The sequence below is a fragment of the Corynebacterium sp. MSK008 genome (genome assembly GCF_030232585.1).
Taxonomy (GTDB): Bacteria; Actinomycetota; Actinomycetes; order Mycobacteriales; family Mycobacteriaceae; genus Corynebacterium.
The window spans coordinates 130,654-144,487 of record NZ_JASPJX010000001.1 but is presented as its reverse complement, the minus strand read 5'-3'; the positions used below and the strand labels follow the sequence as shown (position 1 = coordinate 144,487).

At 66.3% G+C, this 13,834-nt stretch carries 13 protein-coding genes; 4 read left to right on the top strand and 9 right to left on the bottom strand.

What is annotated here, in order from left to right; all coding sequences use genetic code 11:
* Positions 1-28 precede the first annotated feature (28 nt).
* The 8 genes from QP996_RS00700 to QP996_RS00665 form a co-directional block, all read right to left on the bottom strand.
* A complete protein-coding gene (locus QP996_RS00700; protein WP_284870691.1) occupies positions 29-1,549 on the bottom strand; it encodes a UDP-N-acetylmuramoyl-tripeptide--D-alanyl-D-alanine ligase in 1,521 nt (506 codons plus the stop codon).
* Positions 1,546-3,030, bottom strand: coding sequence for a UDP-N-acetylmuramoyl-L-alanyl-D-glutamate--2,6-diaminopimelate ligase (locus QP996_RS00695; protein ID WP_284870690.1), 1,485 nt, complete (start codon positions 3,028-3,030; stop codon positions 1,546-1,548). Before QP996_RS00695 ends, QP996_RS00700 begins: the two co-directional genes overlap by 4 nt.
* A 21-nt stretch (positions 3,031-3,051) precedes the next feature.
* Positions 3,052-5,022: a peptidoglycan D,D-transpeptidase FtsI family protein gene (locus QP996_RS00690; protein WP_284870689.1), complete on the bottom strand. Its 1,971-nt coding sequence runs from the start codon at positions 5,020-5,022 to the stop codon at positions 3,052-3,054.
* Positions 5,023-5,119: 97 nt separating this feature from the next.
* Positions 5,120-5,797: a cell division protein FtsL gene (gene ftsL, locus QP996_RS00685; RefSeq protein WP_284870688.1), complete on the bottom strand. Its 678-nt coding sequence runs from the start codon at positions 5,795-5,797 to the stop codon at positions 5,120-5,122.
* Positions 5,798-5,819: 22 nt separating this feature from the next.
* The gene (gene rsmH / locus QP996_RS00680) at positions 5,820-6,833 is read right to left on the bottom strand and encodes a 16S rRNA (cytosine(1402)-N(4))-methyltransferase RsmH (protein WP_284870687.1); all 1,014 of its coding nucleotides are present in this window, start codon (positions 6,831-6,833) and stop codon (positions 5,820-5,822) included.
* Positions 6,834-7,026: 193 nt separating this feature from the next.
* A complete protein-coding gene (mraZ, locus tag QP996_RS00675) occupies positions 7,027-7,461 on the bottom strand; it encodes a division/cell wall cluster transcriptional repressor MraZ (RefSeq protein WP_171192781.1) in 435 nt (144 codons plus the stop codon).
* 415 nt (positions 7,462-7,876) lie between these two features.
* Entirely contained in the window at positions 7,877-8,269 is a 393-nt protein-coding gene (locus QP996_RS00670; protein WP_284870686.1) for a DUF3040 domain-containing protein, read from the bottom strand.
* A 90-nt stretch (positions 8,270-8,359) separates the two neighbouring features.
* On the bottom strand, positions 8,360-8,719 hold the full coding sequence (locus QP996_RS00665) for an SAV_6107 family HEPN domain-containing protein (RefSeq protein ID WP_284870685.1): 360 nt from the start codon (positions 8,717-8,719) through the stop codon (positions 8,360-8,362).
* 231 nt (positions 8,720-8,950) lie between these two features.
* On the opposite strand from QP996_RS00665, the gene QP996_RS00660 reads away from it, so the two are divergent.
* Genes QP996_RS00660 through QP996_RS00650 form a run of 3 tightly spaced genes read left to right on the top strand, consistent with a single transcriptional unit; the run spans position 8,951 to position 12,145 of the window.
* Entirely contained in the window at positions 8,951-9,514 is a 564-nt protein-coding gene (locus QP996_RS00660) for a GNAT family N-acetyltransferase (RefSeq protein WP_284870684.1), read from the top strand.
* Between the two features lie 43 nt (positions 9,515-9,557).
* The gene (locus QP996_RS00655; RefSeq protein ID WP_284870683.1) at positions 9,558-10,640 is read left to right on the top strand and encodes a polyprenyl synthetase family protein; all 1,083 of its coding nucleotides are present in this window, start codon (positions 9,558-9,560) and stop codon (positions 10,638-10,640) included.
* Positions 10,640-12,145 carry an alpha-(1->6)-mannopyranosyltransferase A gene (locus QP996_RS00650; RefSeq protein WP_284870682.1) on the top strand — a complete coding sequence of 502 codons (1,506 nt, stop codon included), beginning with the start codon at positions 10,640-10,642 and terminating at the stop codon, positions 12,143-12,145. The genes QP996_RS00655 and QP996_RS00650 overlap by 1 nt, the downstream gene beginning before the upstream one ends.
* Here QP996_RS00650 and QP996_RS00645 read toward each other — a convergent pair.
* On the bottom strand, positions 12,048-12,437 hold the full coding sequence (locus QP996_RS00645; protein WP_284870681.1) for an Rv2175c family DNA-binding protein: 390 nt from the start codon (positions 12,435-12,437) through the stop codon (positions 12,048-12,050). The genes QP996_RS00650 and QP996_RS00645 overlap by 98 nt on opposite strands.
* Between QP996_RS00645 and QP996_RS00640 the strand changes: the two genes are divergently transcribed.
* Entirely contained in the window at positions 12,436-13,776 is a 1,341-nt protein-coding gene (locus tag QP996_RS00640) for a protein kinase domain-containing protein (protein WP_284870680.1), read from the top strand. The genes QP996_RS00645 and QP996_RS00640 overlap by 2 nt on opposite strands.
* The last annotated feature ends 58 nt before the right edge of the window (positions 13,777-13,834 follow it).

Below are 13,834 nucleotides of genomic sequence, written 5' to 3'. Positions count from 1 at the left end.
ACCTTGCTATTTCTCTACGTCGCTTGATCTACCTAAGCGTATGCCCTTGCAAGAGCGCTTCCGCCACCACCCACAGCCGGGCGGCGTTGGAGGCCTTGACCAGCACAACATCCCGGTCTGTGCGCTCGCGCCAATTGTCCTCCCCCGTAGGCGCGGACGCCAACAGCTCACGCACCGTCTCCGCGGCCTCGCCGGTGTCGGCGACGGCGGTGGTGCGGATGCCCTGGTCCTCGGCGCGGCGGGTCAGCGCTGCCATTGCATCGGACTTGCCGACGGCCACCAGGTGCGTCACCCGGTAGCGCGCCAACTCGTCCGCGAGCAGCGCGTGCTCCTGCTCGGTGCCGGTGCCGAGCTCGCTCATCTCTCCAAGCACGGCCACCGAGCGCACACCCGGGCGGGCGGCGGCGGTGTAGCCCAGCGCAGCAATCGCCGCGCGCATGGATTCAGGGTTGGCGTTGTAGGCGTCGTTGATCACGGTGACGCCGTCGGCGCGCGTGTTCACGTCCATGCGGTTGACGGACACCGAGCTCGCCGCGGACAGTGCCTCGGCAACGGTGGTCGCGTCCATGCCCAGCTCCGTGCCCACGGCCGCCGCGGCGAGCGCGTTGCCCACCTGGTGCGCTCCGAACACGCCGAGTGTGACGCGCTGCGGATCACCACTTGGGGTGTGCAGCGTAAAGGATGCGCGCGCGACCGCGTCGAGCTCAACATCTGTGGCGTAGTAGTCCGCAACCGTGTTGCCGGATTCGGAGAACGTGACCACACGCCCGTTGGTGCGCGGCGCCATGCTGGCGACGAGCTCGTCGTCCGCGTTGAGCACGGCGACACCGTCGCTAGGCAGCGCCTCCACCAACTCGCCCTTGGCCTCCGCGATGTTTTCGCGGGAGCCGAACTCCCCGATGTGCGCGGAGCCGACGTTGAGCACCACGCCGATTTTCGGCGGCGCGATGGTGGCCAGGTGCGCGATGTGGCCGATGCCGCGGGCAGACATCTCCGCGACCAAAAAGTCTGTGTCCTCGGTGCAGCGCAGCACCGTGTACGGGTGGCCGATCTCGTTGTTGAAGCTGCCCGGCGGCGCTACCGTCTCGCCAGCGCGCGAGAGCACTGCGGCGATCAGGTCCTTCGTGGAAGTTTTTCCAGCAGAGCCTGTCACACCGACGATGGTCAGCCCGTGCGCGTCCGTCAGCTCGCGCGCGACAGCGGAGGCGAGCTTGGACATGCCGTCCACCACGCCCGCCGCGGACCCATCCGGGTCGTTTGCGGCGAGGTCCGAGTTGTCGCCTTCGCGGGGCGGCAGCTTCTCGACGATCACCGCAGGCCGTCCCACCTCACGCGTGGTCAGCGACGCGGCTGCGCCGGCCTCGGCGGCCTTGTCCACGAAGTCGTGCCCGTCCACGCGCGCGCCCGGGAAGGCGACGAAGAGCCCGCCGGGGCCGATCTTGCGGGAGTCGAACTCCACGAACCCGGTCACGCGCGTGTCCGGGTCGGCTTCCGGGCTTAGGCGCCCGCCGGTGGTCTCGGCGATGCGCGCCAGCGTCATGTCAATCATGCTCGAGATTGCCTTTCTGTGATTGCTCTGCGCATCTCTTCGCGGTCGTCGAAGTGCAGTTTCTCCGTGCCGACGAGCTGTCCCACCTCGTGGCCCTTGCCCACCACGATCACGGCGTCGCCGGGTTGCGCCCACTCGACGAGCGCGTCGATGGCCTTGCCGCGGGAGCCGACCTCGACGATCTCCGCGCCCGTGCCGGCCTCGCGCGCGCCCGCGAGCACTGCGGCGCGGATGGTGGTGGGGTTCTCGGTGCGCGGGTTGTCGTCGGTGACCACCACGAAGTCCGCACCCTTGGCCGCCTCAGCGCCCATGAGCGGGCGCTTGGATGAATCGCGGTCGCCGCCCGCGCCCACGGCCACACCGATGCGCCCTTCCACCTGGCCGCGCAGCGTGGCCAGCACCGCGCCGATGGCGGCCGGCTTGTGGGCGTAGTCCACGACGGCGACAAACGGCTGGCCTTCGTCGATACGCTCCATGCGCCCAGGCACCGCCGCCTGCTCCAGGCCGTGCAAAAACGGCTGCAGCTCCACGCCCGCGGTCTGTGCGATGGCCGCGGCGAGGGCCGCGTTGGCCACGTTGAACGCGCCTGGCATGGGCAGGGTGAACTCATAAGATTCGCCGGCGGTGAGCTGGATGCGTTGGCGGCCTTGGTCGTCGATACGCACAAGCTGCGCGGCCACATCGGCGCCCTTGGTGGTGGCGACGGTGACCGGCGCCTCGGCAAGCTCGGCCATGCGCTGGCCCCACTCGTCGTCGACGCAGATGACGCTGCGGTTGGCGTGCAGCTCGCTCGCCGGGTCGAAGAACAGCGCCTTCGCCTGGAAGTAATCTTCCATGGTCGGGTGGAAATCCAGGTGATCCTGCGACAGGTTGGTAAACGCGGCGACGTCGAAGTCCGAGCCGGTGACGCGCCCCAGCATCAGCGCGTGCGAGGAAACCTCCATGACCACATGCGTAACGCCCTCGTCGCGCATCTGCGCGAACAGCCGCTGCAGCATCGGCGCCTCCGGCGTGGTCAGTTCCGTGGCTACGTCGCGGCCCATGATCTTCGTGCCGGTGGTGCCGATCAGCCCCACCTTGCAGCCGGCAGCGGTCAGCCCCTTCTCCAGCATGTAGGTGGTGGTTGTTTTGCCGGAGGTGCCGGTGACGCCGAGGAGCGTGAAGCTTTGCGACGGGTGCCCGTACACCTCAGCCGCCACATAGCCCAAGATTGCCCGCACGTCCTCCACCACCAGCACCGGGCGACGGTCGGCTGTCTGCTGGATAATCGCCAGGCCGGCTTCGTCCGTAAGTATGGCGCCCGCGGCGGAATCGAACGCGTAGGTCGCGCCGTGAACCCGGGTACCGGGCAGCGCGGCGAACAGGCCACCGGGCTCGACGTTTTGCGAATCCAGGCCGACGAAGGTCACCGGCGCATCCGCGCTCGGCGGGTTGACGATGCGCGCGCCAGCGATGTCGGCGAGCTGCTGCAAGCTTGTCATTGGTCAGACCTCCATCTGTATCTACTGGCCCTGCAACGGGTATGGCTCTGCCGGCGGGCTCAGCGGCACGTTCTCACGGTTGAGCAGCCAACCGGAAATCTGCTTGAAAATCGGGGCCGCGGACTGGCCGCCGTTGCCACCCTCAAGGACGCCGCGCTGCGGCTCGTCCAGCATGACGGCAACGACGAAGCGCGGGTCATCCGCGGGTGCGACACCGGCGAAGGTGATCCAGTACGCGCTGTTGGAGTAGGCACCGGTGTCAGGGTTGACCTTCTGCGCCGTGCCGGTCTTGCCGGAAAACTGGTAGCCCTCCAGGTTGTTTCCCTGGGCGGTGCCGTTGTTGATCCCGGCCGGGTCCTCCTGGAACGCGGCTCGGAACATGTCCAGCGTGGTGCGCGCGGCCTCCTCGCTGATCACGCGGGTGCGCTGCGGTTCCTCCTGTGCGATCTCTTCCCCGTCCGGGCCGGTGATCTTGTGGATGATACGCGGCTGGATTCGCTCGCCCTCGTTGGCGATCGCCTGGAACACGCCCGCCATCTGCAGCGTGGTCCAGCTCATGCCCTGCCCGATGGGCAGGTTGGCGAAGGTGCCGCCGGACCACTGCTCCAGCACCGGCAGCAGGCCAGCGGACTCGTTGGGCAGCTCGATGCCGGTGCCCTGGCCGATGCCGAAGCGGTTCAGGTAGTCCCAGTACCGCTCCTCCCCCAGTCGCTGGGCGAGCTGCAGTGTGCCCACATTGGAGGACTTACCGAAGATGCCGGCGGTGGTGTATGGCATTACGCCGTGCTCCCACGCGTCGCGCACCGTAATGCCCGCCATGTCGATGGATCCGGGCACCTGGTGCACCTCGAACGGGTCGGTCAGCCCCTGGTCGATCGCCGCGGCAGCAGTAATCACCTTCGCCACCGAGCCCGGCTCGAAGGGGTGCGACACGCTCGGGTTCTCAAAATCCTTGCCCTGCTTGATCTGCTGCTCGACGTTGCCGTTCGGGTTGATCGTGTCGGTGTTCGCCATGGCAAGAACTTCGCCCGTGTGGGCGTCCAGCACCACAGCCTGGGCTTCCTTTGCCAGGGAGTTGGCCTTAGCTTGCTCGAGGGTCTGCTGGACGTAGGTCTGCAGATCCAAGTCGATGGTGAGCTCGATCTGTGCCCCGCCGACGGCCGGAACGACGTCGCGAAGCGAACCCGGAATCGACTGCCCGTTCGCGGACACGTCCTCCGTGGAGCGACCGTCGATGCCTGTGAGATCTGCGTCGCGCGAGGCCTCCATGCCGAACTGGCCCTGGCCGTCCATAGAGACCTTGCCGATGATGTTCTCGCCCACCGCGCCGTTCGGGTACTGGCGGATGTCCTGGTGGTCTGCCGCAACGCCGTGGAACGCCTCCGCGACGGTCGCGGCAACGTCCGGGTCGACGTTGCGCACCAAAACCTCGTAGCTGGTGTCGGCGTGCAGCTTGTCCAGGATCTCCTTGGCGCTCACCTGGCCGACTTTGGTGGTCGGTTCGCCAGTGGCGGTGTTTGCGGGCGCGTCGCTCACCACTTCCCCGTCGCCAATCATGCCCGGGATCTCGTTGGCCATTGTGCGCAGCACGTCTTCAACGCGAGCATCCACCTGGGCGGCGATCTCCTCGGCCGACAGCCCGTCCACACGCATCTCAAGCTCCTGCTGCTCCTTAAGCTCCTTGCGCAGCTGCACCGGAGACACTGTCAGGGAGCGGGCCTGCATGGTGTAAGCCATCTTGTTGCCGTCGCGGTCCACAATCTCGCCACGGCGCGCGCGGTCCACGTAGGTGCGGCTGCGTTGCTCGTTGGCCTGCTCGCGCAGTTCGTCTCCGATGATCACCTGCACCCAAAACAGGCGCCCAATGAGCAAGGCCGCCACCGCCAAGAAGGCGATACCGAGCCAGTACACGCGCTTTCCAGTGATCTGCTTCTGGGAAGCCGGCGCAGGCTTCTCTGGTCTTTCCTGCGCGTTCGCGCTAGTGCGTGGCACTACTCACCTCCCATATCCACTGGCTGGTACCCGCCGTTGTGTCGTCAACCATCATGCCCCGCCCCCGGGCAGATACCTAGGTGCGCCACGCCAGCCACTACGGCTGGGCCGAAACGTTGGCCTGGTACGGCGCGAGATTGTCAATGCGTGGCGCGTTCGCGGCGCGGCCCGGACGCTGCGTCAACGCATCCTCGAGCTCCTTCGTCGCGCGATCGTCAGAGGATGCGCGGGACGCGGGGCCGCCCTCGCCGTTGACATCCACCAACTTGGAAGCTGACTCCGGATTGTACGGACGCTGCTCCTCGGCGTGTCCCTCCTCGTTGACTGCAACCACACCCGGCTCGCCGGCGAGCACCATTCCCATAGAGTCCGCCCGCTGCGCAAGCGCCGCGGAGGAACGACGGTCCTCCAGGTCGCGGTTGAGGGACTCGACCTCGTTCGCCAGCTCCTGCTCCTTCGCCTGCAGCTTCTGGATTGCAAAGGTCTGCGTGGTAGCGATGCCGGACAGGATCATGGCTGCCGCAATGCCGACGACCAGCAACGGCAGCGCAATCTGGGAAAGCGAAGAAAACTTCGAGCGCACCTTGGTGGTGGCCACGCGACGTCCGCGGACAGACACCACCTGGTTGGACCCCAACCGGCCACGAGACCGTGGGTGTTCCACGTGCGGTTTCACGCCCGGCATGGCACGGCCGTGAGTGCGGCCCTGCGTGGGGCCGGGTGTGCGGCTCTGATTGCGGGTCAGCGTCGCCGATCGCGTTGCTCGTGCGGCCATGGTGTCCGTCCTTTTGTCGGGCTTAGAGGGTGGGCTGGGGTGGGCTGAGTTTTTCAATGCAACGCACCCTCACGGGCGCGGCGCGTGGATTGCGTTCGATTTCGTCTGCGGGTGCCTTCTCCGCGCCGCGGGTGACGGTGCGGAACTCCGGCTCGGTGCCCGGTAGGTCCATCGGCAAGCCAGCCGGGGTCTTGGAGGTGGTGAGCGTGTTGAACGCGGCTTTGACGATCTTGTCTTCCAGCGACTGGTAGCTCATAAACACTGCGCGCCCGCCCACACCGAGCAGGCCGGTGATCACGGGCACGACATTTTCCACCGCTTCGAGCTCGCGGTTGACCTCGATGCGCAGCGCCTGGAAGGTGCGCTTGGCGGGGTGGCCGCCGGTGCGCCGTGTCGCCGCCGGGATGGTCGCGTAGAGCAGCTCCACCAAGCGCGCGGCGCGGTCGAAGGGCTCGCGTTCGCGCTCCGCGATCACGGCGGAGGCGATCTTCCCGGCGAAGCGCTCGTCGCCGTACGTCTTCAGAATGCGGGCCAGGTCGCCGTGACTGTAGGTGTTAAGCACCTCAGCGGCAGTGATGCCCTGCGTTTGGTCCATGCGCATGTCCAGCGGAGCGTCACCGCGGTAAGAGAATCCGCGCTCCTGCTGGTCCAGCTGCATGGAGGACACGCCCAGGTCGAACAGTGCGCCCGCGATGCCGTGCTCGCGGGTGGTGTCGAAGATTGCGCCCTCGTTGTTCGCCACCGCGTCATCAACGTGGTCGAAGCGGCACTGCACTGCAACGAAACGCTCGCCGAAGGGCGCCAAGCGCTGCGACGCCTGACGCAGCGCGTTCGGGTCCCGGTCCACGCCGATCACGCAGGCGTTGGGAAACACGTCGAGGAAGTGCTCTGTGTGGCCGCCGGCGCCGAGCGTGCCGTCGATAAGCACCGCATTTGCGCCGAACTTCTCGACGCTGGGCGCGAGCAGTTCAGCCATGCGGTCGCGCATGACGGGGACGTGACCGTGCGGGTCGTCAGCGAGCGTGAAGTTCGCCATGCCGTGCCCTCCGTGTCTTTCGGTGTCCCTAGCTCGTGCGGTGGTTGTGTCAGCGGTATCAGCGCGGGGAGCGCATAGAGCCCTGCCCGGGGCGGCTGTTCTGATGTCGGGGAAGTACACCAGAACGCTTCACGCCCCGGACAGAGTCCGTACACGCTCTCCGTAGTCGATGCCTACTGCCGGGTAGTCAGCCCTACAGCAGACCGGAGAGAATGTCGTCGTCATCCGCCGCGGAGAACGCGGCTTCAGTCTCTTCTTGATACTTATTCCAGGACTCAAGGTCCCAGATCTCGAGAAAATCCACCGAACCGATGACCACGCACTCCTTAGAAAGGTTTGCGTACTCCCGGTGCGCCGGGGACAGGGTGATCCGCCCAGACCCGTCGAGCGTTTGCTCATCCGCGCTGGCAGCCAGGTTGCGGATAAACGCGCGCGCCTTGGGGTTTGTTCGGGATGCCGCTGCGGCCTTGCGGGCGCGGGCGGCGAACTCGTCGCGCGGATACACCGCGAGCGAGTGGTCCTGCCCCTTGGTCACCATCAACCCGTCCGCAAGATCCTCACGGAACTTCGCGGGGAGCGTCAGGCGACCTTTGTCGTCGAGCTTGGGAGTGTAGGTTCCCAGAAACATCCGGCGACCTACCTTCCTTCACTTTCTGACGTTGGCTGTGAAATTTTCTCGGCTTCGTTCCGTACCGCGCACGTAGTCAAGATGCGCGCCACGTCACTCCGCTGGGCCCCACTTTAACCCACTTTCCCCCACAAACGCCACACCTCTGCAATTTTTTGTTCTCGCGTGTCATGTTCTTGCAGCTCACTGGCATGTTTCATCCGTGGGGAGTTTCCCCGCGAAGTTCGAAAACAAGCCCCACATGCGCTACTTTCAACCTCTTTAACCCCACTGCTTACACCTCGAGTGGAGCGCCAACGCCGGGCTTCCGACAGTTATGGGGCTCCGGTGGGGAGAAGTGGGGGATGTGGGGCAGGCACGAAAAAGCGCCTCCCCGTCATGCCGGGAAGGCGCTTTCTACGCGTGCAGCGAGGTGCTACTGACGGTCCTCAAAACGCCGGCGGAAGCTCTCCTCCATGCTGGCGCTGCGCTGGGTGCGCGGCTTGGTCTGCCGTGACGCGCGTGCGGACGCAGACGACTGGTTCGACGGAGTGCGCAGGGCCATAATGCCGCCGAATAGCATGACGGCGAAGCCAATGATGCTCAGCACAATGGTCCAAATGCTCAAGCTCGCCAGCGCCACGCCACCGAGCAACAGCACGAGACCCAGGACGATCAGCGCGACGCTACGCATGGTCAACTGACCGGTCTTGGGTGCGGAACCGAAGCCAGATTCAGTCACGACACTGCTGCCGAATTTCGGGTCGTCCGCGAAGAGGGACTGCTCAATTTCGCGCAACGCCCGCATTTCCTGCTCAGATAGAGACACTGCTCACTCTCCAGATACCGAAGGCGGACTGACATTATCCGTATAACGGCCATGGTACGCAGATTGTTCCCGTGCCCCACTTTCCTCCCACTACGCAGCCATTGGCGCCTCCCCCGCCCTGGTGGACAGGTAAAACTCTTCCGCGTCCGAGAGCAGCCGGTGCACCACGGCCGCGCCCGGATCCGTTTCAATGCCGGACGCCACCCTGCCGCGTTGCGCCGAGTAGCGCTTGAATACGGTGGCCCAGTGCGCCCCGTCGTCGCCCGTGAGCGCGAGTTTGTCCCACGCGCTTGTGGGCAGACGCTTGCGCTTGCGCACGATTGGCGATGCCACGTTTCGCGCTCCGGCGACCCGCAGCGCCGCACGATAGGCGTTTTCCATTGCCATGTCGTGGCGGCCAGCCTCGAAATCATCGTGCGCTAGACCGATCAGCTCCTCGGCGGCTGCCAAGAATTGATCGGCCCTACTTACACGCGCGCCCCGCCCGTACACCGCGCCGGTTGTTGCTGAAACTACACTTCCAATCATCGCTTCCTCCTGGGCAAACATTGCTTTTGTTCAAGTAGTGGGCTCACCCTAAAACACCCGTTCGACACCACTTCGGCCCAATGGGAACGTTTGTTCGATTAAATCGATTGGGTTCTTGCCACGCACAGCGCCCGCAAGTGATTCCATAGAGGGGTGACTGCAACCATTCAGCGCCTAACGTCCGCCGAGTTCCTGATGCTCGCCCCAACGCTCGTAGACATCTATATAGAGGCCATGGGGTACCCGAGGACCATGCGCCGCCAACGTATCCAAGTGTGGAAGGGCGAGGTGCGCTTCCCCGGCTTCACCGCGGTGGCGGCGATCGAAGGCGGCCAAGTAGACGGCATCGCCTACGGTTTCATCGGCACCCGTGATCGCTGGTGGGACCGCCAACTTGTGCGCGCAATGGACGCGAATGGCGGGATCACGGACCAGGACCGGGACATGCTGCGCAGCTACTTCGAGGTCGCGGAAGTGCATGTCTCCCCCGCTCGGCAAAGCAAAGGCCTGGGCTCCCGCCTGCTCACGGAGCTGCTCAGGGAAGCCCCGACGCGCTGGGCGCTGCTGTCCACACCGGAAGTTGCGGGCGAGGCAAACAACGCGTTCGGCCTGTACCGCAAGTTCGGATTTACGGACGTGGCGCGCAATTTTTACTACGAGGGGGATAAACGCCCCTTTGCCATCCTCGCCCTCGATCTGCAAAACCGCACTGGGTAGGGTTGCGGGGAGATCATCAACTTCAGGCACAAGGAGCGTAGGCGTGACAGATCTTGGGCTCAAAGACGTACCGGCACAGGTAGAGCAGCATCTTGAAGCGTTTTTCAACGAGCGCGCGAAAGCTGTCGAGGCCATTGGCGAGCCTGTCGCCCAGGCAGTGAGCCACTTGCGGCGCTTCGTCCTCGGCGGCGGCAAGCGCGTGCGCCCCACGTACGGCTGGGCAGGCTTCGTCGGCGCGGGCGGCCTGCAAAGTGCGGAGGACCCTGAGGCCGTGCTCCGCGCGGTGAGCGCCCTGGAGCTGATCCAGGCCTGCGCGCTGGTGCACGACGACATCATCGACGCCTCCGACACCCGGCGCGGCAGCCCCACGGTGCACCGCGCGATCGAGACGGAGCACCGCAGCCAGGGGCTGCTCGGCTCCGCGGAGGAGTACGGCACTAACGCAGCGATTCTGCTCGGCGACCTCGCGCTCGCCTGGGCTGAGGACTTGTGGCGCTACTCCGGTGTTTCCCAGGACGCTCTCGCTCGTGCCGCGGAGCCGTGGGTGGGCATGCGCACCGAGGTCATCGGAGGCCAGTTGCTGGACATCATGCTGGAAAGCCTGGGCAGCGAGTCGGTGGAGATGGCCAACCGCGTCAACCGGTTCAAGACAGCGGCCTACACCATCGAGCGTCCCCTGCACTTGGGTGCGGCGCTTGCGGGCGCGAGCGAGTCGCTCATCGACGCGTTCCGTGGCTACGGTCGCGACATCGGCATCGCATTCCAGCTTCGCGACGACCTGCTTGGCGTGTTCGGCGACCCAGCAGTCACCGGCAAGCCGGCCGGCGACGACATCCGCGAGGGCAAGCGCACGGAACTATTCGCCACGGCCCTCGAGCTGCTGGACCAGGCGGACCCGGCAGCCGCGCAAGAGCTGCGCGACGGGATTGGTACGACGGAGGATGAGGCGGAGCTGCGTCGATTAGCAGGGCTCATCCGCTCCAGCGGCGCGGAAGACGCAGTGGAGGCGCGCATCGAAGAACTCACCGCCTCCGGCCTGGGCTTCCTGGACGGCGCCGGCATCGACGACGCAGCCGCGGAAGCACTCACCGTGCTCGCGCACAAGGCCACCGACCGGCGAATGTGATGCGCCCGCAGAGTCTGGGTGTCGCCGCCTGCGCACTGATTGCCGTGGGCTCATTCGGCGCCGGCGCAACCCGCTACCGCGGCGGCCTGCTGCGCGCAGTAGACCTGGAGCACCTCTCCTACGGTCACGGCCGGGCGCTAATGGACGTGCTGCTCACCGCCGGCATCATCGGCCTGGTGGCGGCGTGGGTGCTGCTGTGGAAAGCCAAGCCCGGTCTAGCCCAGGTGCGCCGCAGCGTGTGCTGGTGGTCCGGCGTCCTCGCGCTGTCCGCGCCGATCCTGTCGCGCGACGTGTACTCCTACCTCATGCAGGGCGCGATGCTTCGCGACGGCTTCGACCCCTATTCCGAAGGCGCCGCCGTCAACCCAGGGCCGTACCTGTGGGAGGTCTCCCACGACTGGCGCAACACCACCACGCCCTACGGGCCATTGCACCTCGGCGTAGGCAAGGCGGTGACGTGGCTGGTCGGCGAGAACGTCACGGCCGGCCTGGTGGTCTACCGGCTGATCTCCCTGGCCGGATTCGCGCTGATCGTGTGGGCGGTGCCGCGGATTGCAAAGCAGATCGGCGGCGACCCCGCCCTTGCGCTGTGGCTAGGCACAGCAAACCCGGTGATGCTGCTGCACCTCATCGGCGGCATGCACAACGAGGCCGTCATGGTCGGCCTGGTCAGCGTGGGCCTTCTGTGGTGCCTGCGCAGCCGCTGGTGCACCCCCGGCATCGCGCTGATCGCGCTGGCGGTGTCGCTGAAAGCCACCGCGGCGGTGGCGCTGCCGTTCTTGGTGTGGCTGATGGTCAAGCGCCGCAGCACCACCGCCCTCGGCGCCGCCGGCATGCTCGTGGCCTGCGGGGCGTGGGCGCTCGCGGTCAATGCCGCAGTAATCCAGCTGGTCACATGGGTATCCGGCACCACCTGGGGGTGGCTCGCCGAAATCACCGGCAACTCGAAGGTGATCAACCCGCTCGCCGGCCCCACCCTCGCCGCCGAACTCATCACGCCGGTGTTCCAGCTTGTCGACGACACGTTCCGCTACAACACCGCCCTCAGCTGGACCCGCACCATCTTCTCCGTGCTCATGCTGGTCGGCTTGGCGGTGGTGTGGTGGATCTTCCGCCCCCGACGAGGCGAGGCCTACGAACGCCGCGCCGTCGCCGGCACCACCGCCGCCTACGCGGTTGCCTTTGCCACCAACGCGGTGACGCTGCCCTGGTACTACGCATCGGTCATTTCGCTGGCAGGCACGTTTAAGCCGCCGGCTTGGGTGGTGCGGGTAACCGTTGGTGCGTCGATAGTCGTCGCCCTCGCATTCCAGGGCAGCGGCAACCACCGCCTCTACGACGCGTGGTTCCTCGCGCTTGCGGCAATCGCCGCCGTCGTGGCGGTGGAATGGCTGTTCCGGGACTCGCCTAAAACGCCATCGCCTGCGCGCGGCGGATCACTTCGCGCGCCTTTTGGCCGTGCAGCGCGTCCACAGGACGCCCCGGCAGAGACTCATCCGGCGTAAACAGGAACGCCAGGATCTCGTCGGCGTCGTAGCCGCCGTCGGAAAGCACCGTGATCGCGCCGGAGACGAACTTGCTCAAGCCGTCCTCGCCGAGCAGGCTCGCCGGCACAACCTTCTTGCCGTCCTTGACGTAGTGCACCAGCTTCTTCGCGCCGATGTAGTCGTGCACCTTGGTCACCGGCACGCCCAGCTTCTCGGCAACATCCGGGAACGGCAGCAGGGTTTCGTCGATAAGCAATTGCTCAAAATTCGTTTGTGCGCTCACGGTCCGCGATTCTACTCTTGTGCACATGGCAACCTTGCGCGCAGGCACGACACTGGACGGGCGTTACGTTGTCGACCGCCCAATCGCACGCGGCGGCATGGCCACCGTCTACCGCTGCGTCGACGCACGCCTCGGGCGCGAAGTCGCCGCGAAAGTCATGCACGAGCAATACGTGCACGACGAGGTCTTCCGCGAACGCTTCCGCCGCGAAGCCCGCGCAATGGCGCAGCTCAGCCACCCGAACCTGGTCAACGTGTACGACTTCTCCGCGTCCGGCGGCGAGGTGTTTTTGATCATGGAACTGATCACCGGCGGCACCCTGCGCGAGCTGCTCGCCGAGCGCGGCCCCATGCCCCCGCACGCCGCCGCGGCCGTGATGCGCGGCATGCTCACCGGGCTTTCGGTCGCGCACGCGAAAGGCATGGTGCACCGCGACATCAAGCCCGACAACGTACTCATCGACACCTCCAGCCGCGTCAAACTCTCCGACTTCGGCCTCGTGCGCGCCGCCGCCGAAACCACCCAATCCACCGACCAAATCGTCGGCACCGTCGCCTATCTCTCGCCGGAACAGGTCGACGGCGGCGCACTGACCGCAGCCTCCGACGTCTACTCCGCCGGCATCGTGCTCTTCGAGCTGCTCACCGGCCGCACCCCCTTCGGCGGCGAGACTCCCCTGGCCCACGCGTACGCCCGGTTGCGTTCCGATGTGCCCGCGCCGTCGTCGCTGATTGCCGGGGTGCCCAAGCTTTTCGACGAGCTCGTGGCCACCGCCACCGCCCGCAACCCGCACGACAGGTTCCACGACGCCGCAGAATTTTTGGCGGCATTGGACGACGTGGCCAACGAGCTGCGGCTTCCGTCCTACACCGTGCCGGCGCCGCGCAACTCCGCCGCGCACCGAGCCGCCGAGCACCCGACCAATTTTGGGCTGGCCGCCGAGGTTGGCGGTGCTGCCCCGAGTGCTCAGGGCGCTCAGAGCGCCGCCCACCAGCGCCTTTTCCCCGGCGACGACGCACCCACCCGCGTCTCCCCCTCCCCCGCCAGGCCGGCCCAGCCAACACCCGGCCCGGCGCGCGGCCAGTGGCCCGCGGCTGGTGCGGCAGCTGGTCCGGCAGTAAGTCCCGCACCTGTTCAGAGACCTGACCCGAGACAGCTCTCCCCTAACAGCCCGGAAATTCCTCCCACTCGCGAGCCCGCTTCCCAGCGTCCCGCCGTTAAACCCGTGTCGAACCGTTCCCCATTCGCCGTGGCTCTTTACACCGTGTTCGTGGTAATCGCGATCGTCGCCGTGGCACTGGGGGCTTGGTGGTTCGGATCCGGCATGTACGGCGAAATCCCCGAGGTCATCGTGCCCCAAGCCTAGCCGGGCGACTTCCACTATGCAGCTGCATAGTGTTACTGGGTGCGGACCAACTATTGAT